General features: G+C 67.7%; 18 protein-coding genes. 12 read left to right on the top strand and 6 right to left on the bottom strand.

Features of this window, described 5'->3' with window-relative positions; all coding sequences use genetic code 11:
• Positions 1-94 precede the first annotated feature (94 nt).
• Positions 95-2,011 (top strand): S9 family peptidase, encoded by a 1,917-nt coding sequence (locus ACZ5YA_RS01095; RefSeq protein WP_280016468.1) that lies wholly within the window; start codon positions 95-97, stop codon positions 2,009-2,011.
• Here the strand turns inward: ACZ5YA_RS01095 and ACZ5YA_RS01090 are convergent.
• Positions 2,001-3,212: a GGDEF domain-containing protein gene (locus ACZ5YA_RS01090; RefSeq protein WP_464091882.1), complete on the bottom strand. Its 1,212-nt coding sequence runs from the start codon at positions 3,210-3,212 to the stop codon at positions 2,001-2,003. The two genes, ACZ5YA_RS01095 and ACZ5YA_RS01090, sit on opposite strands and share 11 nt — an antisense overlap.
• 548 nt (positions 3,213-3,760) lie before the next feature.
• On the opposite strand from ACZ5YA_RS01090, the gene pgaA reads away from it, so the two are divergent.
• Genes pgaA through pgaD form a run of 4 tightly spaced genes read left to right on the top strand, consistent with a single transcriptional unit; the run spans position 3,761 to position 10,066 of the window.
• Positions 3,761-6,232, top strand: coding sequence for a poly-beta-1,6 N-acetyl-D-glucosamine export porin PgaA (gene pgaA, locus ACZ5YA_RS01085; RefSeq protein WP_464091881.1), 2,472 nt, complete (start codon positions 3,761-3,763; stop codon positions 6,230-6,232).
• Between the two features lie 20 nt (positions 6,233-6,252).
• Positions 6,253-8,286 (top strand): poly-beta-1,6-N-acetyl-D-glucosamine N-deacetylase PgaB, encoded by a 2,034-nt coding sequence (gene pgaB, locus ACZ5YA_RS01080; RefSeq protein ID WP_059378380.1) that lies wholly within the window; start codon positions 6,253-6,255, stop codon positions 8,284-8,286.
• Positions 8,283-9,623, top strand: a complete 1,341-nt coding sequence (gene pgaC / locus ACZ5YA_RS01075) for a poly-beta-1,6-N-acetyl-D-glucosamine synthase (RefSeq protein WP_118934541.1) — start codon at positions 8,283-8,285, stop codon at positions 9,621-9,623. The genes pgaB and pgaC overlap by 4 nt, the downstream gene beginning before the upstream one ends.
• Positions 9,620-10,066: a poly-beta-1,6-N-acetyl-D-glucosamine biosynthesis protein PgaD gene (gene pgaD, locus ACZ5YA_RS01070; RefSeq protein WP_251880828.1), complete on the top strand. Its 447-nt coding sequence runs from the start codon at positions 9,620-9,622 to the stop codon at positions 10,064-10,066. Before pgaC ends, pgaD begins: the two co-directional genes overlap by 4 nt.
• A 62-nt stretch (positions 10,067-10,128) precedes the next feature.
• On the opposite strand, the gene ACZ5YA_RS01065 is transcribed toward pgaD, so the two are convergent.
• The gene (locus tag ACZ5YA_RS01065) at positions 10,129-11,373 is read right to left on the bottom strand and encodes an MFS transporter (protein WP_059378384.1); all 1,245 of its coding nucleotides are present in this window, start codon (positions 11,371-11,373) and stop codon (positions 10,129-10,131) included.
• 182 nt (positions 11,374-11,555) lie between these two features.
• Here ACZ5YA_RS01065 and ACZ5YA_RS01060 point away from each other — a divergent pair, with 182 nt between their 5' ends.
• Positions 11,556-12,356 (top strand): AraC family transcriptional regulator, encoded by an 801-nt coding sequence (locus tag ACZ5YA_RS01060; RefSeq protein ID WP_251880838.1) that lies wholly within the window; start codon positions 11,556-11,558, stop codon positions 12,354-12,356.
• A 107-nt stretch (positions 12,357-12,463) separates the two neighbouring features.
• The gene (locus ACZ5YA_RS01055; protein ID WP_464091880.1) at positions 12,464-15,061 is read left to right on the top strand and encodes a penicillin-binding protein 1A; all 2,598 of its coding nucleotides are present in this window, start codon (positions 12,464-12,466) and stop codon (positions 15,059-15,061) included.
• Positions 15,062-15,097: 36 nt separating this feature from the next.
• Here ACZ5YA_RS01055 and ACZ5YA_RS01050 read toward each other — a convergent pair whose 3' ends face one another.
• Positions 15,098-15,811, bottom strand: coding sequence for a metallophosphoesterase (locus ACZ5YA_RS01050; RefSeq protein WP_059378388.1), 714 nt, complete (start codon positions 15,809-15,811; stop codon positions 15,098-15,100).
• 177 nt (positions 15,812-15,988) lie between these two features.
• On the opposite strand from ACZ5YA_RS01050, the gene ACZ5YA_RS01045 reads away from it, so the two are divergent.
• A complete protein-coding gene (locus tag ACZ5YA_RS01045; protein ID WP_059378389.1) occupies positions 15,989-17,164 on the top strand; it encodes a PepSY-associated TM helix domain-containing protein in 1,176 nt (391 codons plus the stop codon).
• Positions 17,161-17,346, top strand: a complete 186-nt coding sequence (locus ACZ5YA_RS01040) for a hypothetical protein (RefSeq protein ID WP_054458208.1) — start codon at positions 17,161-17,163, stop codon at positions 17,344-17,346. Before ACZ5YA_RS01045 ends, ACZ5YA_RS01040 begins: the two co-directional genes overlap by 4 nt.
• A 33-nt stretch (positions 17,347-17,379) precedes the next feature.
• Here the strand turns inward: ACZ5YA_RS01040 and ACZ5YA_RS01035 are convergent, their stop codons facing one another.
• Complete coding sequence (locus tag ACZ5YA_RS01035; RefSeq protein WP_059378391.1) at positions 17,380-18,207, bottom strand: aldo/keto reductase; 828 nt, start codon at positions 18,205-18,207, stop codon at positions 17,380-17,382.
• A gap of 335 nt (positions 18,208-18,542) precedes the next feature.
• Between ACZ5YA_RS01035 and ACZ5YA_RS01030 the strand changes: the two genes are divergently transcribed.
• Both ACZ5YA_RS01030 and ACZ5YA_RS01025 read left to right on the top strand, forming a co-directional pair.
• Positions 18,543-20,348, top strand: a complete 1,806-nt coding sequence (locus tag ACZ5YA_RS01030) for an ABCB family ABC transporter ATP-binding protein/permease (RefSeq protein ID WP_165867890.1) — start codon at positions 18,543-18,545, stop codon at positions 20,346-20,348.
• 51 nt (positions 20,349-20,399) lie between these two features.
• Entirely contained in the window at positions 20,400-20,789 is a 390-nt protein-coding gene (locus ACZ5YA_RS01025; RefSeq protein ID WP_118933301.1) for a Rieske (2Fe-2S) protein, read from the top strand.
• Between the two features lie 34 nt (positions 20,790-20,823).
• Here the strand turns inward: ACZ5YA_RS01025 and ACZ5YA_RS01020 are convergent, their stop codons facing one another.
• Positions 20,824-21,807, bottom strand: a complete 984-nt coding sequence (locus ACZ5YA_RS01020; protein ID WP_464091879.1) for a bile acid:sodium symporter family protein — start codon at positions 21,805-21,807, stop codon at positions 20,824-20,826.
• 107 nt (positions 21,808-21,914) lie between these two features.
• On the opposite strand from ACZ5YA_RS01020, the gene ACZ5YA_RS01015 reads away from it, so the two are divergent.
• Positions 21,915-22,757 carry a LysR family transcriptional regulator gene (locus ACZ5YA_RS01015; protein ID WP_118933302.1) on the top strand — a complete coding sequence of 281 codons (843 nt, stop codon included), beginning with the start codon at positions 21,915-21,917 and terminating at the stop codon, positions 22,755-22,757.
• A 194-nt stretch (positions 22,758-22,951) separates the two neighbouring features.
• Here ACZ5YA_RS01015 and ACZ5YA_RS01010 read toward each other — a convergent pair whose 3' ends face one another.
• Complete coding sequence (locus ACZ5YA_RS01010; RefSeq protein ID WP_059378397.1) at positions 22,952-23,284, bottom strand: hypothetical protein; 333 nt, start codon at positions 23,282-23,284, stop codon at positions 22,952-22,954.
• Positions 23,285-23,342 lie beyond the last annotated feature (58 nt).

Genomic DNA, 23,342 nt, shown 5'->3' with positions numbered 1-23,342 from the left:
GCGGTTCGACACCGCCCGCGCCGCTATGGCATTATCGACGGACCACCCGGCGGCCGGCCCCAAGCGCCCGCCGCGGCAACTTCGGAGGTCCCCCTTGTTCTCATTCCTCAAGCGCACCGTCCTGGCCGCCAGCATCATCGGCGTATCGCTGGGCGCCAGCGCCGCGCAACCGCCGCGCGCCTATCCCCTCAAGGATTTCTTCCGCAACCCCGAGCGGGGCTTCTTCCGCCTGGCCGACGACGGCCGCACACTGGGCTTCATGCAGCCCACCAGCGTGGACGGCAATCCCGCCCGCATGAACATCTACGTGCAGCCGCTGCAAGGCAGCACGCCTGTCGGCGACGCGCGCCAGCTGACCAGCGAAACCGCGCGCGACATCAGCAACTTCTTCTGGAAAGGCGCCGACGTGGTGCTCTACCAGAAGGACTTCGGCGGCGACGAGAACTTCCACGTGCTGGCCGTCAACGCCAAGACCGGCAAGATCACCGACCTGACGCCCTATGAAGGCGTGCGCGCCGGCATCGAGGACGATCTGGAAGACGACCCCGACCACGTCCTCATCAGCCACAACCAGCGCAATCCGGAAGTCTTCGACGTCTACCGCGTCAACGTGCACACGGGCGCCGCGGAGCTGGTGGCGCAGAACCCGGGCAACATCGTCGGCTGGCAGACCGACCACGCCGGCAAGGTGCGCGCCGCCGTCGCCAGCGACGGCCTGAACACCACCCTGCTTTACCGCGACGACGAATCGTCCGAGTTCCGTCCGCTCATCACCACCGATTACCGCACCAGCGTCAGTCCGGCGTTCTTCACCTTCGACGACAAGAAGTTCTACGCCCTGTCCAACCGCGGGCGCGACAAGCTGTCACTGGTGGTGATCGACCCCGCCAAGCCCGAGGCCGAGGAAGAGATCTTCACGCCCGACACCGTCGACCTGGATTCCGCCGGCTACTCGCGCAAGCGCCGCGTGCTGACGGTGGCCGCCTACCAGACCGACAAGCCGCAGTACAAGTTCTTCGACGCGCAGACCGAGACCCTCTTCAAGAAGCTGTCGGCCCAGCTCACCGGCTACGACTTCGCCATCCAGGGCTCCAACCGCGACGAGGACAAGTTCATCGTCGCCGCCTACAACGACCGCACGCCCGGCTCGCGCTACATCTACGACGCCGCCGCCGACACGCTGACCAAGCTGGCCGACATCAACCCCGCCATTCCCGAGGCGGACATGTCGCGCGTGCAGCCCATCAGCTACCAGACCCGCGACGGCCTGACGGTCCACGGCTACCTGACGCTGCCCGCCGGCCGCGATCCCAAGAACCTGCCTTGCATCGTGAATCCTCACGGCGGCCCGTGGGCGCGCGACGGCTGGGGCTACAACCCCGAAGTCCAGTTCCTGGCCAACCGCGGCTTCTGCGTGCTGCAGATGAACTTCCGCGGATCGACCGGCTATGGCCGCGCCTTCTGGGAAGCCAGCTTCGGCCAATGGGGCCTGAAGATGCAGGACGACATCACCGACGGCGTGCAGTGGCTGGTCAAACAGGGCATCGCCGATCCCAAGCGCATCGGCATTTATGGCGCCAGCTACGGCGGCTACGCCACGCTGGCCGGCGTGGCGTTCACGCCCGACCTGTATGCCGCCGCAGTGGACTACGTGGGGGTGTCCAACCTGTTCACGTTCATGAAGTCCATTCCGCCGTACTGGAAGCCCATGCTGGACAAGATGCAGGACATGGTGGGCGACCCCGAACGCGACCGCGAACGCCTGGCCGCCACCTCGCCCGCGCTGCACGCGGACAGGATCAAGACGCCGTTGTTCGTGGCCCAGGGCGCCAAGGATCCGCGCGTCAACAAAGACGAAAGCGACCAGATGGTCAAGGCGCTGCGCGCCCGCGGCGTCGAGGTCGAGTACATGGTCAAGGACAACGAAGGCCACGGCTTCCACAACGACGAGAACAAGTTCGAGTTCTACGAAGCCATGGAGAAGTTCCTGACGGAACACCTCAAGCCCTGAGTTCCTCCTCCAGCACCGCCGGGCCGCGCTCCTGCGCGCGGCCCGCGGGACGGCCGATCCAGGCCATCTCGACGCGGTCGCGCCCATGTGCCTTGGCACGGTACAGCGCATCGTCGGCGCGCGCCAGGATGCCGTCCGCGCCGTCTCCGGACTGATACGAAGCCAGGCCGCCGCTGGTGGTCATCCGCACTTCGCGCCCTTGCAGGTGGAAAGGCGTGTCGCGCAGGGCGTCGCAGACGCGCTGCGCCTGCACCAGCGCGCGGGCCGGGTCGCAGTCGTACATCAGCAGCACGAATTCCTCGCCGCCCAACCGGCCGAAGCGGTCGCTGGCGCGCACCGCCCGCTGCACCACCTTCGAAAAATGGCGCAGCGCCGCGTCGCCAGCGGCGTGGCCGTAGCGGTCGTTGATGGACTTGAAGTGATCGATGTCCAGCACCAGCACCGCCAGTTTGCCGCCGGCGCGCTGGCAGCGCTGCAGCTCGCGCTCCAGTTCGTCCAGGATGCTGCGGCGCGAATAGGCGCCCGTCAGGCCATCGAAGGTCAGCGCAGCTTCCATCTGTTCGGACAGGCTGGTCTGGATCAGCAGCAGCAGCGCCAGGAACAGCCCGGGCACGGTCACCGTCCCGCAGACAATGAAGAACAGGCCCCAGGGACTGGGTTCGAGCAACGACGAGGGTTCTTGTCCGCCGATGCTGTAGACCGCCAGCCGCAGGGCATGCAGCGCGGCCAGGCCGAAGCTCGCCAGCATCAGGTACAGCATCACCCCGCGCGTGTGCAGGCGCCTGCGCTGGCGGAAGAACACCAGGCCCGTCGCCATCATGGCCACGAAGTTGTAGGCGGAAAACAGCAGCATGCGCGCCCGCAAGTCATCCGCCACGTACAGCAGCAGCGCGAACGCAGAGATACTGAGCGCGCCCAGCGCCGCCGTGCGCCGCGCCAGCGGGCGCAGGCCGAAGAACTGCCGCACGCCGACGTAGACCAGGCTGACCGCGCAGACCCAGGCGGCGTTCGAGACCATCACATAGACAGCGGACGGCAGAATGGGCGAGGCGGCATAGGCCAGCAGCGACAGCACGGCCAGCGCGTTGCCCGCCGTGAACGCGCCGACGCCGCCCACGTCGCGGGCGCGCAACGGCGCCAGCAATGGCAATGCCAGAGCCGTGGCCAGGCCCCACATCAGGAAGAAAAGAGAAGTCGTCATGGTGTTTGCCGGCTTGCGCCCCGAGGGCGCCCGCCGTCGCTCGTCATTGCTGTTGCACTGGGTTCATGCGCCTGGAGGGGTTACATCCCACCACCCCTGACGCTTTTTGTTACCCGTACAGCGACAGACCGGCACTACCTGGCGCCCGTCCGTCGCCGCACGCCGTTTCGCCCTGAACCTTTACCGCCCGCGCCAAGACGATTGCGCGGCAAGCGACGAAGAATACGCCACGGCAGGACTTTCGCCATGGCCCTTTGCACTAATTGACAGTTGACTGACAGTTAACACACTTATAATTCGTGCCATTGACGGTGCCATGAAGAGCGCCGCAATCACGCCCTACGGGCGTGGCGCGTACTAGCCATGCACTCCCATTGCGCGAGTGCGAAGGTCCCCGCAGCGGGCGCCGCGCAGTCCTAACCCAATGTTCCTTCCCGTGCCGCCGGCGCCTTTGCGCCAGGTGTCGCCTCGGCTCGCGCCGAAAAAAGGCATGCCCCTGGGCGGCCGGAACAGGAACGCCCCGAGTCGCAACTGCGGAAGTAAGACAGATGCAAAACAGAGGATCGACACCCCTGGGTGCCGTTGGACCGAGACTGAGCCTGCTGGCGGCTTGCGCCATCCTGGCGCCCGCCATGGCGCTGGCCGGCCCCGGCAATGACTATGACGCCCTGATCGCCCGGGCGCGCGCCGGCGACTACGAGCCCGCCCTGACGATGCTGCGCCAGCAAGGTCCGGCCGGCGGCAGCCGCGCCATCCACGACCACATCATCATCGCGGGCTGGGCCGGCAAGCCGGCCGAAGCCGTTGCCGCCTACGAGCAGTTGCCGCAAGGCGCGGCGCTACCCGCCGACATCCAGCTTGCTGTCGCACGCGCCTACCGCGACCTGCAGCGCTGGCCCGAGGCGCTGGCCGCGTATCAGGCGGGCGCGCGCCGCCATCCCGGCCAGTCCGCCTTCCCCGCCGGCGAAATCATGACGCTGGCCGACGCCGGCCGCTACCCCGAGGCACGCGACGCCGCGGCGCGCTGGCTCAAGCGGCATCCCCGCGATGTCGACGCCCGCCTTGCCCTGAGCTACGTTCACGCCCGCCAGGGCGAACCCTACGAGGCGCTGCACCAGGCCGACCTGGCCCTGGCCGCCGCGCCCAACACGTCTTACGTGCTGCGCGAATACATCTGGGCGCTGCAGCGCGCGCGCATGGCCGACGTGGCGCTGGACCTGGCGCGCCGCCACCAGGACCTGTTCGACGCCGGCCAGATGCGCGGCTTCGAGGCCGACGCGCTGGCCCAGCAGGTACGGCTGGCGGCCATGCCCACGCGGTCGGAGGCCGAGCGTTTCGTGTTGGCCGACAAGGCATTGGCCCGTTACGACGAACTGATCCCCGCCTGGCAGCAGCAGGAGGACGCCCGCGCCGACGCGCTGCGCGCCCGCATCGACCGCTTGCACGCCCTGCACGTCCGCGTGCGCATGGCCGATCTGGTCCGCGAATACGAAGCCTTGCTGGCCGAAGGCGTCACGGTGCCGCGCTACGCCTTGAACGACGTGGCATCGGCCTACCTGTACGTGCGCCAGCCCGAACGCTCCCGCGACATCTACCGCCAGGTCGCCGCCAACGATGCCCTGCGCGGCGACGATGCCGAACAGCGCCTGGCGACCGAAACCGGCCTGTACTACTCGCTGGCCGAGGGCGAGCAGTTCAACGAGACCGGCGCCGTCACCGACGAGGTCGAATCGGGCTATGCCCCCTGGCTGTACTACAAGGGCCAGGCCACCCGCATGCCCAACGACCTGAACCTGGAAAGCCGCCAGACCCTGGCGTCGGCCCGTCTGCAGGCCAATGACACCGTCGCCGCCCAGCAGCGCCTCGAAGAGATGGTCGCGAACGCGCCCAACAACTCTGGCCTGCGCAGCGATCTGGCCACCGTCTATCGCGCCCGTTCGCTTCCCCGCGCCTCGGAGGTCGAATTGAAGATGGGCGAGACGCTGGCGCCGCGCAGCCTGGGCGTGGAGAACGGCCAGGGCTTCACTGCGCTGGACCTGCAGGAATGGCGCCAGGCCGAAGCCCTGTCGCAGGACACCATGGCCCGCTCGCCCGAAAACCTGACCAGCCGCCGCCTGGCGCGCGAATGGGAAGTGCACAACAAGGCCGAGCTGCGCATCAACACCTACCGCGGCCTGGCATCGGACAGCCCGGTCAACGGCAGCGGCGACTTCGGCATCGACGCCGTGCTGTACTCCTCTCCGCTGGACTACAACTGGCGGGTCTTCGGCGGCGGCGGCTATGCCTCCGGCGACTTCGAGGAAGGCCGCGGCAACTACCGCTGGCTGCGCACCGGCGTGGAATGGCGCGGCCGCGACCTCACGGTCGAAGGCGAAGTCTCCACCCACGACTACGGCCACGGCGTGAAGCCAGGTGCGCGCCTGTCGGCCGCCTACGACCTGGACGATCATTGGCAGGTGGGCGGCTCGGGCGAAATCATGTCGCGCGAAACGCCGCTGCGCGCGCTGACCAGCGGCATCACCTCCAACAGCGTGTCGGCCTACGTGCGCTGGCGCGCCGACGAGCGCCGCGAATGGACGCTGGCGCTGTCGCCCTCGCACTTCAGCGACGGCAACAACCGCTGGGCGCTGGGCCTGGCCGGGCGCGAGCGCGTCTACACCGCGCCGCACCTGCTGGCGGACCTGGAGTTCGAAGCGTCCACCCAGCGCAACAGCCATGACAGCAACGTGCCCTACTTCAATCCCCGCTCGGATCTGATGCTGCTGCCCGGCGTGCGTCTCACGCACACCCTGTACCGCCGCTACGAAACCGCCTGGGAACAGATCGGCACCCTGGGCGCCGGCGCCTACACCCAGCAAGGCTACGGCATCGGCGGCGTGATCGCGCTGGGCTACGGCCAGCGATACCGCGCCAACGACGTCCTCGACATGGGCGCCATGATCACCGGCACCAGCCGCCCGTACGACGGCGAACGCGAGCGCGAACTGCGCATCGTGTTCGACCTGACGTACCGCTTCTGAACCCGGCACCGAGTAACGCCATGATGCTTAAAACCCATACCCGCCTGATTCTCGCCGGCCTGCTGCTGCTCGCGATCCTGGCGCTGACCGCCTGCGCCAAGGACATCCCGGTCTACACGCCGCCGCACCAGCGCCCGCTCGCCCCCGCCGAACAGCCCTGGGTCCAGGGCCAGTTCCTGGCCCTGGCCTACCACGACGTCGAAGACGAAGACCCCGACCAGGGCTTTCTCAGCGTGCGCACCGACCGCCTGGTCGAACAGTTGGCCTGGCTGCGCGCCAACGGCTACCAGGCCGTGACCGTGGACCAGATCCTGGCCGCGCGCCAGGGCGGCAAGCCGCTGCCCGAGCGCGCGGTGCTGCTGTCCTTCGACGACGGCTACCGCAGCTTCTACACCCGCGTGCTGCCCATCCTCAAGGCTTATCAATGGCCTGCGCTGCTGGCGCCGGTCGGCGTCTGGATGGACACGCCAGCCAACCAGCGCGTGGACTTCGGCGGCAGCCCCGAAGACCGCAAGCGCTTCCTCAACTGGGACGAGATCCGCGAGATCTCGCGCTCGGGGCTGGTCGAGATCGCCGCGCACACCAACGCCTCGCACTACGGCGCGCTGGCCAATCCCCAGGGCAATACCGAGCCCGCCGCCGCCATCCGCGCCTATGACGCGCAGACCCGCCGCTACGAAACCGAGGCGGAGTTCGACGCGCGCATGGGCGGCGACGTCGCCGCCATCACCGAGAAGATCCGCCGCGCCACCGGCAAGAAGCCGCGCGTCTGGGTCTGGCCTTATGGCGCCGAAGGCGGCTCCACCTTGCGCATCACCGCCGAACACGGCTATCAGCTGGCGCTGACGCTGGAGGACGGCCCGGGACGCGTCGGCCGCCTGATGTCCACGCCGCGCCTGCTGCTGTCCAGCGACCCCACGCTCAAGCCCTTCGCCAACAGCGTGGTCGGCATGGAAGCCCAGCCCTTCATGCGCGTGGCGCACGTGGACCTGGACTACGTCTACGACCCGGACCCGGCGCAGACCGACCGCAACCTGGGCGAGCTGGTGCAACGCATCCTGGACATGCAGATCAACACGGTGTTCCTGCAGGCCTACTCGGACCCGGTGGGCGACGGCCTGGTGAAATCGGTCTACTTCCCCAACCGCTGGCTGCCGATGCGCGCCGACCTGTTCAACCGCGCCGCCTGGCAGTTGCACAACCGCGCCAACGTGATGGTCTACGCCTGGATGCCGGTGCTGTCCTTCGACCTGGATCCCGCCCTGCCGCGCGTCACGCGCTGGCAGGAAGGCCAGGCGCAGCCAGAGCCGGATCCCGACCAGTACCGCCGCCTGTCGCCGTTCGACGCCACCGTGCGCGCGCGCATCGGCGACCTGTACGAAGACCTGTCCCGCTACGCGATCTTCGACGGCATCCTGTTCCATGACGACGCGCTGCTGTCGGACTTCGAAGATGCCAGCCCCGGCGCGCTGGCCGCCTATCGCGCCGCGGGCCTGCCGGGCAGCATCGCCGAACTGCGCGCGGATCCCGACACCCTGCAACGCTGGACCCGCTACAAGAGCCGCGCGCTGGTGGACTTCACCGCCGAACTCACGCAGCGGGTGCGCGCGGTGCGCGGCCCGCAAATCAAGACGGCGCGCAACATCTTTGCCGAACCCATCCTGAATCCGGGCAGCGAAACCTGGTTCGCGCAGAACCTGGACGACTTCCTCGGCGCCTATGACTGGACCGCGCCGATGGCGATGCCGCTGATGGAAAACGTGCCGGCCGGCCAGGAAAACGCCTGGCTGGACCGGCTGGTCGATACCGTCGCGCAGCGCCCCGGGGCGCTGGACAAGACCGTGTTCGAACTGCAGGCGCGCGACTGGCGCACCGGCCCGGGCCGTCCTGAAGCCACGCCGGTCGACACCGCCGTGCTCGCCGGCTGGATGAAGCGCCTGCAGTTGCGCGGCTCGCGCAGCTTCGGCTACTACCCCGACGATTTCTCGCAAGACCAGCCCCGGCTGCAAGGCATCCGGCCCGCCATTTCCGAAGCCTGGTATCCGATCAAATGATAGACCGACTGATTGCCCTGCTGATTCTCTGCGCGGTGCTTGGCGCGCCCTTCGGCTTCACCCTGATGCTGACCGGCGAGGCGCTGCTGGGCTTCGTGTTCTTCTACCCCCTGTTCATGTCCGGCATGTGGATGGCCGGCGGCATCTACTTCTGGTGGCATTGGGAGCGGCACTGGAAATGGGGCAAGGACAGCCAGCCGCCGGTCCTGGCCGGCAACCCGCTGGTGTCCATCCTGGTGCCTTGCTACAACGAGGCCGACAACGGCGAAGAGACACTGCTGGCCGCGCTGGGCCAGAACTATCCGCACATCGAGGTCATCGCCATCAACGACGGCTCCAGCGACGGCACCGCCGACATGCTGGACCGCATGGCCGCCGCCCATCCGCGGCTGCGCGTGGTGCACCTGGCGCAGAACCAGGGCAAGGCCATGGCGCTGCGCATGGGCGCCATGGCCGCACGCAGCGAGTATCTCGTCTGCATCGACGGCGACGCCATGCTGGACCCGGACGCAGCCGCCTACCTGGTGGCGCCGCTGATCGACAATCCGCGTGTGGGCGCCGTCACCGGCAACCCGCGCATCCGCACCCGCTCCACCATGATCGGGCGCATCCAGGTCGGCGAGTTCTCTTCCATCATCGGCCTGATCAAGCGCACCCAGCGCGTCTATGGCCAGGTGTTCACGGTGTCCGGCGTGGTCGCCGCCTTCCGGCGCGCGGCGCTGGACCGCGTGGGCTACTGGAGCCTGGACATGATCACCGAGGACATCGACATCAGCTGGAAGCTGCAGCGCGACCACTGGTCGATCTTCTACGAGCCGCGCGGCCTGTGCTGGATCCTGATGCCCGAAACCCTGCGCGGACTGTGGAAGCAGCGGCTGCGCTGGGCCCAGGGCGGCGCCGAGGTCTTCCTGAAGAACCTGCGTTCCATCTGGGTCTGGCGCCACCGCCGGCTGTGGCCGCTGATGGCCGAGTTCTGCCTGTCCACCGCCTGGGCCTTCGCCTTCGGCGTGTCCGTGCTGCTGTGGGCCGTCAGCCAGGTGGTCACGCTGCCCAACAACATGCAGATCGCCAGCCTGATGCCGCCCGCCTTCACCGGCATGATGCTGGCCGTGGTCTGCCTGCTGCAATTCGTCGTCAGCATCCTGATCGACCGCCGCTACGAGCCTGGCCTGGCCCGCTCGCTGTACTGGGTCATCTGGTATCCGCTGGCCTTCTGGATGGTGAGCCTGTTCACCACCCTGGTCAGCTTCCCCAAAGTCATGCTCCGCAAGCAGGCCCGGCGCGCGCGCTGGACCAGCCCGGACCGGGGCATCAAATCACCGGACGCAACGTCATGATCATCACCACGCAACGTTCCCGCGCAGGCTATCTGTTCGACCTGGTCCTGACCGCCATCGGCTGGTTCGCCTTCGTGTATCTGTTCGGCGCCGGCATCCTGGCGATCCTGCGCGCCGCCGCCGGCGGCCCCGATGTTTCGCTATGGCCGGTGTTCCTGCCCACCGTGCACACGCTCTGGGGCTATGCGCTGCTGGCGCTGATCAACGCGGGCGTGCTGGTGGGCTGGGCCGTCTACAACCACCGCAAGTTCGCCGGCCGCGACCGCCGCAAGCCGATCAAGCCGGTGGGCGACCGCCGCGTGGCGGCCAGCTTCGCGATCAGCACGGCGCAGCTGATGCAGGTGCGTTCCGCGCACACCTGCATCGTCCACCACGGCGCGGCCGGCGACATCACCAGCATCGAAATCGGCCGCCCTCGCCTGAACGCGGTGCAGGCCGGCTGATGTTATCGCTGCCTGGCGCCGCAAGCCGGATGGCTTGACCGCGCCAGGTCCGGCGCCCGCCTTCAGCGGCGCGCCTTCTCCACATCCGGCAACAGGATCGCGACCACGCCCAGCAGCGGCAGATAGGCGCAGACCTGGTACACGTAGCCGATGCTGGTGGCGTCGGCCAGCTTGCCCAGCGCCGCGGCGCCCACGCCGCCCATGCCGAAGGCAAAGCCGAAGAACAGTCCGGCGATCATCCCCACCTTGCCCGGCACCAGCTCCTGCGCATAGACCACGATGGCCGAGAACGCCGAGGCCAGCACCATGCCGATGATCACCACCAGCACGCCGGTCCAGAACAGGTTCATGTAGGGCAGCAGCAGCGTGAACGGCGCCACGCCCAGGATGGAGACCCAGATCACGATCTTGCGGCCGATGCGGTCGCCGACCGGCCCGCCCACCACCGTGCCTACCGCCACCGCGGCCAGGAACAGGAACAGGTAGAGCTGCGCCTCGCGCACCGACAGCGCGAACTTGTCGATCAGGTAGAAGGTGAAATAGCTGTTCAGGCTGGCCAGGTAGAAATACTTGGAGAACACCAGCACGCCCAGCACCGCCAATGCGCCCAGCACCTGGTTGCGCGACAGCCCGTTGCCCGCGCCCTCGCGCCGCGCGCGCGGCTTGAGCAGCACGCGGTTGGCGCTGTACCAGCGGCCGATGCCGGTCAGCACCACGATGCCGAACAGCGCCGCCAGCGAAAACCAGGCCACGCTGCGCTGCCCGTGCGGAATGATGAACAACGCGGCCAGCAGCGGCCCCAGCGCCGAGCCCACATTGCCGCCCACCTGGAACAGCGACTGCGCCAATCCATGGCGTCCGCCGGACGCCATGCGCGCCACGCGCGAGGACTCCGGATGGAACACCGACGAGCCCGTGCCCACCAGCACCGCGGCCACCAGCAGCCAGCCGAACGACGGCGCCATCGACAGCAGCAACAGCCCCAGCAGGGTGAAGCCCATGCCCACCGGCAGCGAGTACGGCTTGGGGTTGCGGTCCGTATAAAAGCCGATGAAAGGCTGCAGCAGCGAGGCCGCAAGCTGATAGACCAGGGTGATCAGGCCGATCTGCGCGAACGACAGGCTGAACGAATCCTTCAGCATGGGATAGATGGCCAACAGGATCGACTGGATCATGTCGTTCATCAGGTGCGCCACGCTGATCGCGCCCAGCACCTTGAAGGCGGTGGACGGATCCGATGAGGCGGCGGGCGGTGGAGCCGTATTGGCGGCGGTGACGCCGGCGGCGGAATTCTGCGGTGGATTCATGGGTGGCGGACGCGGATAAAGTGGGAGCATGCCCGGCAGCGCGCCGGGACCTGTAGCCAGTGTAGGAATCCGGGACGGAACCGATCTGCCAATTTTCGTCGCACAAGTGACAAAATACGGTGACAAAAACCGCAAATCACGCCTGAGCCGCCCTGCTCATCCTTATGCCGGAAGTGACACGCATGCCCGCCCGACTCCTTTTGCCCGACCCCGCCCGCAGCGTCAATCCGCAGGACTACCAGCATCGGCCGCGCGCCGTCACGGCCATGGCCAAGGAATTCCCGCCGGGCACCCGCACGGGCACCCACTCGCACCCCCGAGCGCAACTGGTCTACGCGGTCGAAGGCGTCATGCGCGTCACCACGCCCAGCGGCTTCTGGGCCCTGCCGCCGCTGCGCGCGCTGTGGGTGCCTGCCGGCGTGCCGCATGGCGTGGACATGGTGGGCGCGGTATCCATGCGTTCGCTCTATCTCGAAGCCGAGACCGCCCGCGACTACTGGCCGCAGTGCCAGGTGGTCGAGGTCGGCGGCCTGCTACGCGAGCTGATCCTGGCCCTGACCGCCGAGCCCATCGACTATCCGCTGGACGGCCGCGCCGGGCAGGTCGCCGCCCTGCTGCTCTCCGAACTGGCCGCCGCCCGCGTGGCGCCGCTGCAGATCCCCTGGCCGCGCGACCGCCGCCTGCAGACCATATGCGCGGCCATCCTGGACGATCCCGGACTGCAGCGCGGCATCGAGGACTGGGGCGACGAAGTCGGCGCCAGCGCGCGCACGCTGATCCGCCTGTTCCAGGCGGAACTGGGGCTGAACTACCGGCAGTGGGTGCAGCAGGTCCGGCTGGCCGAGGCGGTGTGCCGGCTGTCGCAGGGCGTGCCGGTCGCGCGCATCGCCGCCGACCTGGGCTACCGCAGCGCCAGCGCCTTCTCGGCCATGTTCCACCGCGCGCTGGGCGCGCCGCCGCAACGTTACCTGAACAATAGCTGACGCCTGCAACCGGATTTGGCGTCATCCGCGACGCAATTCATGTTTAGTTACTGAAACCTTATGACCCTCTGGGCGGTCCATCGTGTTCTGCCCTAGAATCGCCTGCAATGAGCACCCCCCAGCAATCCTCCGCCACCCCGGGCGGCAAACCGGGCCTCCCCTGGAAACGTATCCTCGTCAAGACCGGCGTGGCCGCCGGCGGCCTCGCCGTGTGCGGCGGCATCGCGCTCGGCCTGGCGCTGGCCCTGGCCTGGCCCAGCCTGCCCGACCTGCACGCCATGACGGACTACCGCCCGCGGGTGCCGCTGCGCATCTACACGGCGGACAAGGTGCTGATCGGCGAATACGGCGAAGAGCACCGCAACGTGCTGCGCTTTGACGAAATTCCGCCCGTGATGCGCCAGGCGGTGCTGGCGGCCGAGGACGACCGCTTCTACAGCCACGGCGGCGTCGACTGGATGGGCGTGGCGCGCGCGGTGCTGACCAACCTCGTCAAGGGCTCCAAGAGCCAGGGCGGCAGCACCATCACGATGCAGGTGGCGCGCAATTTCTACCTGTCGTCGGAAAAGACCTATTCGCGCAAGTTCTATGAACTGCTGCTGACGTTCAAGATCGAATCCGAGCTCTCCAAGGACCAGATCCTCGAGCTCTACATGAACCAGATCTACCTGGGCCACCGCGCCTATGGTTTCGCGGCCGCCTCGCGCACCTATCTGGGCAAGCCCCTGTCGGAAGTCACGCCGGCCGAGGCCGCCATGCTCGCCGGCATCCCCAAGGCGCCGTCGCGCTTCAACCCCATCACCAATTTCCCGCGCGCCGAGATCCGCCAGCACTACGTGCTGGGCCGCATGAAAACGCTGGGCTATCTCACGCCCGAACAGGCCGACGAAGCGCTCAAGCAGCGCCTGACCATCCGCGGCGCGGACGGCGCCAGCGCGCGCGGCTTCGCGATCCACGGCGACTACCCAGCCGAATTGGCGCGCCAGCTGATGTACGGCGTGTTCCAGGAACAGACCTACAGCAAGGGCATCGACGTCTACACCACCATCGATTCCAAGGATCAGGAAGCCGCCTACCGCGCCGTGCGCGACGGCGTGATGGACTACACGCGCCGCGCCGTCTATCCGGGTCCGGAAGACCAGATCGACCTGCCCGAGGGCGTCGAGCAGGACCCGGCCGCGCTGGATGAAATCCTGGACGGCGTGCAGGAAAAAACGCCTGACAGCGAAGACCTGCTGACCGCCGTGGTGCTGGCCGCCAGCCCCACCGAAGTGACGCTGGCGCGCAGCGCGCGCGACATCATCACCATCAATGACAAGAAGGCGCTGGCGGTGGTGGCGCGCGCCCTCAACCCCAAGGCCAGCGACAGCCAGCGGCTGCGCCGCGGCTCGGTCGTCTATATCCACAAGAACGGCGACGGCTGGGAAATCATCAACATGCCGACGCTGCAGGCGGCGCTGGTCTCGATGGTGCCCCAGGACGGCGCCATCCGCGCCATGATCGGCGGCTTCGACTACAACCGCGGCGGCTTCAACCGCGTGACGCAAGCCTGGCGCCAGCCCGGCTCCAACATCAAGCCCTTCGTCTACGCCGCGGCGCTGGAGCGCGGCCTGACCCCGGCCACCCAGATCTCCGACCAGCCCTTCATGCTGACCGCGGAGCAGACCGGCTCCAAGGCCTGGCAGCCCAAGAACGACGGCAACAAGTACGAACCCATGCTGACCCTGCGCCAGGGCCTCATGCGTTCCAAGAACATGGTGTCGATCCGCATCCTGCAGGCCATCTCGCCGCAGTATGCGCAGGACTACCTGACCCGCTTCGGCTTCGACAAATCGCGCTGGCCGGCCGTGCTGCCGCTGGCGCTGGGCGCCGGCGGCGCCACGCCGCTGCAGGTGGTCAACGGCTACAGCGTATTCGCCAATGGCGGCTACCGCGTCACCCCCTATCTGGTGGACCGCGTCACCGACCGTTCGGGCAACGTGCTGATGCAGGCGCAGCCGGTCGTCGCCGGCGACGCCCTGGCGCGCGCCATCGATCCCCGCACCGCCTGGGTCATGGACGACATCCTGCGCGGCGTCACGGTCAGCGGCACCGCCGCCCGCGCGCACCAGGTGCTCAAGCGCAACGACATCGGCGGCAAGACCGGCACCACCAACGAGGCCGTGGACGTGTGGTTCTCGGGCTTCACGCCCAGCCTGGCCACCACCGTCTGGATGGGCTTTGACCAGCCCAAGTCGCTGGGCACCAACGAATTCGGCAGCGGCCTGGCGCTTAGCACCTGGCTGGACTACATGCAGCCGGCGTTGAAGGGCGTGCCGGAAGCCAAGCCCGCGCCGCGGCCGGACGGCCTGATCGTGGACAACGGCGAATACTATTTCTCGGAATTCCCGCCGGGCCAGGCCGTGGCCTCGCTGGACCTGTCCTCGGGCGACGCGCTGACCGATTTCCTGAACAACAACCGTTCGACGGACGGCGTGGACACCTCGGTCAAGCCCCTGCCGCCCGGCGGCGGCGCAATGCCGCAAAGCAGTCCCGCCCAACCGCCGATGGCCGTGCCCGTTCCCGTGGCCCCTGCGGGCGGCGCGCCGGCAGGCAATGCGCCGCCCGCCATCCCGCCCATCCCCGTGCCGCGCGTGGACGCGGACGCCCCCGCCCGCGCCAGCGCCGTCAGTGGCGCCGCGCCGGTGGCCGCCCGGCCGCTCTGATCGCGGCCGGCGCCAGCCGCCGAGAAACCAGGCCTGCTATTCCTGCTCCGCGAGTTCGGTCACGACCTCGCGCGGCCAGGCCCGCAGGGATTCCAGGTCCAGGAAAGTGAAGTAGCCGGATTTCCAGCCTTCGGTATCGATGTGGTAGACGTTGCCCAGCAGCAGCGGCGCCGGGACCGGCGTGTGTCCGGCCACCACCGCCCGCACCCCGCGGATGCCGGTGCGGTCCATCTGCCGCAGGCGGTCGCGCGACCACTGGCAGGCGGCGCTGGTGCGCCGGTAGCGATCCTGCAAGGCGGATTCCAGCCGCGGCCAGAACAGCACCGGACAATCCGCGTGCAGCAGCCCCACCGCGCCGTCCAGGGTTTCAACCTCGATGGCGATGGGCAATTGCGCGAAAGCCTCGGCAAAGACCTTTTGGCGATCAGCAGGCAGATCCAGGAACCAGCCGCCGCCGTAGCCGCGCCAGTTGTCCACGTCCACCTGCCCCGTACGCACGTGGCGGATCGCGTAATCCTCGTGATTGCCCTGGACCGCGTGGAACCATGGCCGGGCCAGCCACTCCAGGGCGGCCTCGCTTTCCGGCCCCCGGTCCACCAGGTCGCCGACCGAAAACAGGCGGTCCCGGGACGGATCGAAGCCGAACTCGTCCAGGCTTTCCTGCAGGCGGGAAAAATGCCCATGCAGATCGCCCACCGCGAAATCGCGGCCTAGCTCGTTGCGCGGGACTTTGAGAAAACGCTGCTCCATGATGATCCGGGGCTACCACTGGTTGATGCTCGATCCCTCTTTTTAACCCGCTTTCGCGCCGCCCCATCCATCCCCTTTTGCCCCGTCATGGTCAAAATTTGGTTACGAGAATCGAAACTATTCGCGATAATATTCAGCTTTCTCAAATCCGCGCCTGCAAGGGCCCCGCCCTCCCCCATGACTGCCGCGTCCACCATCAAAACCTGGTATCTGGTCCATAAATGGACCAGCCTGGTCTGCACGATATTCCTGCTCGTCATCTGTCTTACCGGCTTGCCGCTGGTGTTCCACCACGAGATCGAACATTGGCTCGACGACGGCAAGCCGCTGTCCGACGTGCCGGCCTCGACCCCTCGCGCCGACCTGGACAAGCTGGTCGGCAGCGCCCGCGCCATGTATCCGGGCGAGGTCGTCGACTATCTGTTCTTCGATCCCGACGAGCCGCAGGTCTACGTGGGCATGGCGAAAACGCCCGGCGACGGCCAGGTATCCGGCCACGCGGTGCGCATGGACGCCCGCACCGGCGACGTGCTGCTGGACGGCCCGCTCTACACCCAGGACAAGTTTTCCTTCATGGGCATCATGCTGGCGTTGCACGTGGACCTGTTCGCGGGACTGCCCGGCGAGCTGTTCCTGGGCTTCATGGGGCTGCTGTTCTGCGTGGCGATCGTTTCCGGCGTGGTGCTCTATGGCCCCTTCATGAAGAAGCTGGAATTCGGCACGGTACGCGTCGCCCGCTCCACCCGCCTGAAATGGCTGGACCTGCACAACCTGCTGGGCATCGTGACGCTGGTCTGGGCCTTCGTGGTGGGCGTGACCGGCGTGATCAACGAACTCTCCACGCCGCTGTTCCGCCTGTGGCAGTCCACCGAACTGGTGCGCATCCTGGAACCCTACAAGGGCCAGAGCGTCCCCACCGAGCTGGCCTCGGCCCAAGGCGCGGCCGATACGGCCAGAAAGGCGCTGCCCGGCAACGAGGTATCGTTCATCGCCTTCCCCGGCAACGCCTTCGGCAGTCCCCACCACTACATCACCTGGATGCGCGGCGACACGCCGCTTACCTCCAAGCTGAATACGCCCGTGCTGGTGGACGGCAAGACCGGCGAACTGACCACCGTGGCCAAGATGCCCTGGTACCTGACCGCGCTGGAACTGTCGCGGCCCCTGCACTTCGGCGATTACGGCGGCATGCCGCTGAAGATCATCTGGGCGCTGCTGGACGTCATCACCATCATCGTGCTGGTCAGCGGCCTCTATCTCTGGCTGGCCCGCCGCCGCGCCACCGAGGCGCGCATCGCCGAACTCGTGCGCAAGCACCAGGCCGCCGCCATCCCGAAAAGGACCCCCGCATGAGCAAGACGGCCCGTGGTTTCATGTTTGTCTGGGGCGCGCCGATCCTGCTGGGCGTGCTCAGCGTGTTCGGCCTGCTGGCCGCCCTGCTGGGCACGGGAGGCTGGCACTGGGCGTCCTGGATCGCCCTGGCCATCCTGCTGGCGGTCATCGTGCGCTACTGGGTGTTCCCGCTGCAGCGCTAGACGCGACCGCCAGGCCCGTGCCGGCGTCCGGCATTATTTGCCGAAGGTCTCGGGGTCCGGCCCCAGGCGCGCGCCTTGCTTGATGCCGTCGATGGCGGCCATGTCGGCCGCCGACAGTTCGAAGTCGAAGACGTCGATGTTCTCGCGGATGCGGGCGGGCGTCACCGACTTCGGGATCACGATCAGATCGTGCTGCAGATGCCAGCGCAGCGTCACCTGGGCCGGCGACTTGCCGTGCTTCCTGGCCAATTCCAGGATGACCTTGTCCTTGGCCACGCCGCCCTGGGCCAAGGGGCTCCATGACTCCGTCGCGATGCCGTGCTTGGCGTGGAAAGCCCGCAGCGCCTGCTGGGTAAAGCCGGGGTGCAGTTCCACCTGGTTCACGGCCGGCGTCACGCCGGACGCGTCGAGTAGCCGCTCCAGGTTGGCCTGGGTGAAGTTGGACACGCCGATCGAGCGCGCGCGGCCGTCTTCCTTCATTTCGATCATGGCCTTCCAGGCATCCAGGAACTTCGTGCTGCCGGCGACGGGCCAATGGATCAGGTACAGGTCCACATAGGCCAGGCCCAGCTTTTCGAGGCTCTCGTCCATGGCCTTATGGGCCTCGTCGTAGCCGTGCCTGTCGTTCCAGAGCTTGGTCGTGACGTACAGATCCTTGCGCGCCACGCCGGCCGCGCGCAAGCCCGCGCCCACGCCAGCCTCGTTGCCATAGATGGCCGCGGTGTCCACCGAGCGGTAGCCTGCCGCCAGCGCCTCTTTCACGCTTGCGGCGGCCTGATCGTTCGGCACCTGCCAGACGCCCAGGCCCAGCTGGGGAATCTTGCCGCCGTCGTTCAATTGCATTGCCGGTACTTTCGCCATAAGACCCTCCGTAGCTTGCGACGCGACGTCCGCGCGGCGAATATGCGCCGGGTCGCGCAACCAAGGGGCAGCCAGGCTTCATCCTTGGTTGAGACAGTAAAGAACGGGCCCGCCAGGCTGCGCCCGAGTCACCATGCCGGATTGAAAACCCCCGGGAGAGGTCTACACATCCCAGGGGTCGTGAGGCCGATATTACCCCCAGAGCCGCAAAATCCCTGAATGCCCTCTGCCAAAGCAGGCGTTTTCGCCCCTGGGCGCGGTGCTGCGGCAGAATTGGCGCCTGTGGCCGATAATGCGCTTCCGACGGCCCGACGGCCCATGCATCCCCCCTGACCATGAACGCTCCTGACACGCGGCCCGAACGCCGCGGCGGCTTTTCCACCCTGCGCACCCTCTTTCCCTATCTCTGGCCGCCCGGCGAGACGGGCCTGAAAACGCGGGTGATCGCGGCCCTGCTGTGCCTGTTCGCGGCCAAGGTGGCCACGGTCTATGTCCCGCTGCTGTACAAGCACGCCATCGACGAGCTGGGCCAGGGCGCCCCGGGTTCCGTCACCGTGCCGCTGGGCCTGATCCTGGCCTATGGCACGGCCCGGGTGCTTTCGCTGCTGTTCTCGGAACTGCGCGACGCCATCTTCGCGCGCGTCGGGCAGCACGCCATCCGCGCGGTCGGCCTGCAGGTCTTTCGCCACTTGCATGCGCTGGCGCTGCGCTTTCACCTGACGCGCCAGACCGGCGGCCTGAACCGCGCCATCGAGCGCGGCACCAAGGGCATCCAGACCCTGCTGTCGTTCCTGCTCTTCAGCATCCTGCCGACCTTCTTCGAGATCGGACTGGTCTGCGTGGTGCTGTGGAAGATGTTCGACATCTGGCTGGCGCTGGCCACCGGCGCCACCGTCACGCTGTACATGGCGTACACGCTGTTGGTCACGGAATGGCGCGCCAAGTTCCGGCGCCAGATGAACGAAACCGACTCCGAGGCCAACACCAAGGCCATCGAGAGCCTGCTGAACTACGAGACGGTCAAATACTTCGGCAACGAGGAACACGAGGCGCGCCGCTACGACGCGTCGCTCAAGCGCTATGAACGCGCCGCCGTGCGCAGCCAGGTCAGCCTGTCCATCCTCAACATCGGCCAGGCCGCCATCATCTCGGTGGGCCTCACCCTGGTCATGTGGATGGCTGCCACCGGCATCGCCGAGGGCCGCTACACGCTGGGCGATTTCGTGCTGGTCAACACCTACCTGCTGCAGCTGTACCAGCCGCTGAGCTTCTTCGGCTTCGTCTACCGCGAGATCAAGCAAGCCATCATCGACATGGAGCGCATGTTCGAACTGCTGGGACAGGACCGCGAAGTGGCCGACCGGCCCGATGCGCAGCCCCTGCGCGTGGCGGGCGGCGCAGTGGAGTTCCGCGACGTGCATTTCGGCTACGACGCGCGCCGCCCCATCCTGAAGGGCGTCAGCTTCACCATCCCCGCGGGCAGGACCGTGGCCGTCGTCGGCACCTCCGGCGCCGGCAAATCGACCATCGCGCGCCTGCTGTTCCGCTTCTACGACGCCGACGGCGGCGCGATCCTCATCGACGGCCAGGACGTGCGCAGCGTGACCCAGGCCAGCCTGCGCGCCGCGATCGGCGTCGTGCCGCAGGACACCGTGCTGTTCAACGACACCATCCTCTACAACATCGGTTACGGCCGCCCCGGCGCCAGCGAGGAAGAGATCCAGGCGGCGGCGCGCCTGGCCCACATCCACGACCTGATCATGGCCATGCCGGACGGCTACCAGACCATGGTGGGCGAACGCGGGCTGAAGCTGTCCGGCGGCGAAAAGCAGCGCGTGGCGATCGCCCGGACCATCCTGAAGAACCCGCCCATCTTCCTGTTCGACGAAGCCACCAGCGCGCTGGACACCCACACCGAACGCGAAATCCAGGCCAATCTGCGCGAAGTCAGCCAGGGCCGCAGCACGCTGATCATCGCCCACCGCCTGTCCACCGTGGCGGATGCGGACGAGATCATCGTGCTGGCCGAAGGCCGCATCGTCGAACGCGGCCGCCATGCGCAGCTGCTGGCGCAGGACGGCATCTACGCCGGCATGTGGGCCCGCCAGCAGCAAAGCGCCCTGACCGGCGCGCCGGATTGACAAGCCCTTCCCCCTGTCCGAACATCGCACCCTTTGATTTCCAGGCCCACCATGCAGGATTCAGCCCCCGTCCCCGCCGTCCGCGTCTGCGCTTCCTCCGACCTCGCCAACGGCGGCCTGGGCGTGAAGCTCCCCGTGTCGGATGCCGCCGGCCGCACCACGGCCTTCTTCGTGCGCTATCAGGACCGCGTGCACGGCTATCTGAACCGCTGCGCGCACGTCGGCGTGGAACTGGATTGGGAAGGCAGCTTCTTCACCCGCGCCGGCGACCTGATCATGTGCGCGCGCCACGGCGCCACCTACCAGCCGGACACGGGGCTATGCGTGGGCGGCCCCTGTAAGAACGGCCGCCTGACCGCGTTGGCCGTCGAGGAACGCGACGGCGCGGTCTACTGGCAGCCGGCCGGCAAGATCCGTCCTTGGGAAGACGCGGCCGCCTAGAACGGTACGCTCCAGCAGAACCCTTGCGCGGATTTCACGCCCGCGCCGCCGCCGCTTCCGCCGGCGCCTGCCGTTCCGCGTAGCGCCGCGCCAGCACCGCGCAGACCATCAGCTGCATCTGGTGGAAGATCATCAGCGGCAGCACCACCACGCCCATCTGCGAGGTGCCGAACAGCACCGTGGCCAGCGGAATGCCCGAGGCCAGCGACTTCTTCGAGCCGCAGAACACCTGCGTGATCTCGTTTTCCTTGGACAGCCCCAGCTTGCGGCTGCCCCAGGTCGTGATCAGCAGCACCGTTCCCAGCAACAAGGCGTTCACCAGCACCATGGAGGCCAGGTCGATGGGCGGGAACGCGTGCCAGATGCCCTGCGCCACCGCCTCGCTGAACGCGGTGTAGACAGCCAGCAGGATCGAACTGCGGTCCACTTTCGACAGCGTGCGGTTGTTGCGCTGGGCCCAGGCGCCGATCCAGGGCCGCAGCAGGCTGCCCACCGCGAACGGCAGCAGCAGCTGCAGCAGGATGCGGCCGGCGTCGGCCAGCCCGTGGCCCCCGCCCTGGCGGTGCAGCAGCACCGCCACCAGCAGCGGCGTCAGCACCGTGCCCAGCAGGTTCGACGCGGTGGCCGCGCAGATCGCGCCCGGCACATTGCCGCGCGCCATGGAGGTGAAGGCGATCGACGACTGCACGGTGGACGACAGGGTGCAGACGAACAGCACGCCCAGCCACAGCGACGGCGTCAACAGGTTGGGAAACAGCGCCCGCAAACCCAGCCCCAGCGCGGGAAACAGCAGGAAGGTGCAAGCCAGGATCAGCGCGTGCAGGCGCACGTCCTTCACGCCGGCCACGATGGCATCGGTGGACAGCCGGGCGCCGTGCAGGAAGAACAGCAGCGAAATGGCGATGTTGCTGGCCACGGTCATGAACGCCGCGCCCTTGCCCACGGCCGGGAAAAAGCTGGCGAAGACCACCGTGGCGATCAGGATGAGCGTGAATTGGTCGGGCAGGAAGCGGCGCATGACAGAGATTTCCGTAGGGATTGCGGAAACTATAGGCACGGCGCTTGCCATCGTGAAGCCCACTAGGTACTTTAACTGTCATCGGACTTTCCTATGACCAGGCCGCCATGCTCAATCCTCTGTGGCTCAAGACCTTCGCCGCTGCCGCCGCCGCGCCCAGCTTCACCGAAACCGCCCGGCGGCTGGGGCTGACCCAGCCCACGGTCAGCGAGCACATCCGTCAGCTGGAACAGGCCTTGAACCGGCGCCTGTTCCAGCGCGACACGCACTCGCTCGCGCTCACCAGCGACGGCCGCAGCCTGCTGGTGCATGCGCAGATCATCCTTGACGCGCACGAGCGTGCCGAGCGCCTGTTCGACGCGCCCCGCCTGCGCGGGCGCGTGCGCCTGGGCACCTCGGACGACCTGGCGATGGGCCCGCTGCCCGACGTGCTGGCCGCCTTCCGGCTGGCCCACCCCGAGGTGGAACTGGACCTGACCATCGGCGTCACCAGCGAGCTCTACAAGCTGCTGGACGACAATGGCCTGGACGTCATGATAGGCAAGCGCCGCAAGGGCGACCGGCGCGGCCAGACCCTGCACAAGGAAGCCCTGCTGTGGCAGGCCAAGGAAGGCCTGCGCGTGGCTCCCGGCGAACCGCTGCCGCTGATCCTGCTGCGCGAACCCAGCGTGACCCGCAGCCTGACGCTGGACGCCCTGGCCCGCGCCGGCCGCAGCTGGCAGATCGTGTGCACCAGCACCAGCTACGCCGGCTGCCAGGCGGCCGCCCGCGCCGGCCTGGGCATCACGGTGCAGCCTTCGCACCTGTCCACCCTGGGCCTTGCCGCTCCGGCGGGCGCCGCGCAGCTGCCTGCGCTGCCACAGGTGGAATTCATCGTGATCTCGGCGCCCGCGCCCAACAAGCCCACGCGGGCGCTGACCGAGATCCTGATGCGCAGCACGCTGACCTGAGGCTTTCTTTCTGACTGCCTCGCTTGGGGTTGGCATGTGTTCGGGCAAGCGCCGCGGCCAATGTTCGCGGCGTCTATCCGGAACGACCCCATGGCGATGCTTGCCATGCGGCATCATCGGCCTGCGCTCTGGGGCTCGACAAATACAAAGGCGGGATAACAATATGAGCGGCGCGTTGCCGCCCCATGGCCGGACTATTCGGGCAAGTGGTCCGGAACGCCGTCCTCATCGACCAGCTTGACGCGGTCCAGCGCGTTGCGCGCGGCCGACATGGCCTCGACCGTGCTGCGGAAGCGTCGGCTGATAAAGATCTCGAAAGCCTGGGTGTCGGGCTCGGCTTCCTGCTGCGCGGCTTCATCCGGCGGCGCTGAGGCATCAGCCTGGGTCGCGGCTTGCGCGTCCAGTTCGGCCTGGCTCTTTTTCTTCGGCAGCCGCCGCGTTTCGATGAAAGCGCGCGGCGGCACGCGCCCCTCGGGTTGGGTCGCGTACGCGAGCACCGAAAATCCGTTGATGATCTTCTCAGCCATTGCGGTTCCGTGTGGCCGCGCCCAAAAAAAGCGCGGTTCCTTGTTACCGACTACGGCC

The sequence above is a fragment of the Achromobacter sp. JCM 18799 genome (assembly GCF_055395645.1).
The sequence above is the reverse complement of the archived record's forward strand: the minus strand, read 5'-3'. Positions and strand labels throughout refer to the sequence as shown.

Coding starts and splice junctions, on each gene's coding strand:
- ACZ5YA_RS01090 (WP_464091882.1), bottom strand. CDS start 3,212: ATGACGACTTCTCTTTTCTTCCTGATGTGGGGCCTGGCCACGGCTCTG.
- pgaA (WP_464091881.1), top strand. CDS start 3,761: ATGCAAAACAGAGGATCGACACCCCTGGGTGCCGTTGGACCGAGACTG.
- pgaB (WP_059378380.1), top strand. CDS start 6,253: ATGATGCTTAAAACCCATACCCGCCTGATTCTCGCCGGCCTGCTGCTG.
- pgaC (WP_118934541.1), top strand. CDS start 8,283: ATGATAGACCGACTGATTGCCCTGCTGATTCTCTGCGCGGTGCTTGGC.
- pgaD (WP_251880828.1), top strand. CDS start 9,620: ATGATCATCACCACGCAACGTTCCCGCGCAGGCTATCTGTTCGACCTG.
- ACZ5YA_RS01065 (WP_059378384.1), bottom strand. CDS start 11,373: ATGAATCCACCGCAGAATTCCGCCGCCGGCGTCACCGCCGCCAATACG.
- ACZ5YA_RS01060 (WP_251880838.1), top strand. CDS start 11,556: ATGCCCGCCCGACTCCTTTTGCCCGACCCCGCCCGCAGCGTCAATCCG.
- ACZ5YA_RS01055 (WP_464091880.1), top strand. CDS start 12,464: ATGAGCACCCCCCAGCAATCCTCCGCCACCCCGGGCGGCAAACCGGGC.
- ACZ5YA_RS01050 (WP_059378388.1), bottom strand. CDS start 15,811: ATGGAGCAGCGTTTTCTCAAAGTCCCGCGCAACGAGCTAGGCCGCGAT.
- ACZ5YA_RS01045 (WP_059378389.1), top strand. CDS start 15,989: ATGACTGCCGCGTCCACCATCAAAACCTGGTATCTGGTCCATAAATGG.
- ACZ5YA_RS01040 (WP_054458208.1), top strand. CDS start 17,161: ATGAGCAAGACGGCCCGTGGTTTCATGTTTGTCTGGGGCGCGCCGATC.
- ACZ5YA_RS01035 (WP_059378391.1), bottom strand. CDS start 18,207: ATGGCGAAAGTACCGGCAATGCAATTGAACGACGGCGGCAAGATTCCC.
- ACZ5YA_RS01030 (WP_165867890.1), top strand. CDS start 18,543: ATGAACGCTCCTGACACGCGGCCCGAACGCCGCGGCGGCTTTTCCACC.
- ACZ5YA_RS01025 (WP_118933301.1), top strand. CDS start 20,400: ATGCAGGATTCAGCCCCCGTCCCCGCCGTCCGCGTCTGCGCTTCCTCC.
- ACZ5YA_RS01020 (WP_464091879.1), bottom strand. CDS start 21,807: ATGCGCCGCTTCCTGCCCGACCAATTCACGCTCATCCTGATCGCCACG.
- ACZ5YA_RS01015 (WP_118933302.1), top strand. CDS start 21,915: ATGCTCAATCCTCTGTGGCTCAAGACCTTCGCCGCTGCCGCCGCCGCG.
- ACZ5YA_RS01010 (WP_059378397.1), bottom strand. CDS start 23,284: ATGGCTGAGAAGATCATCAACGGATTTTCGGTGCTCGCGTACGCGACC.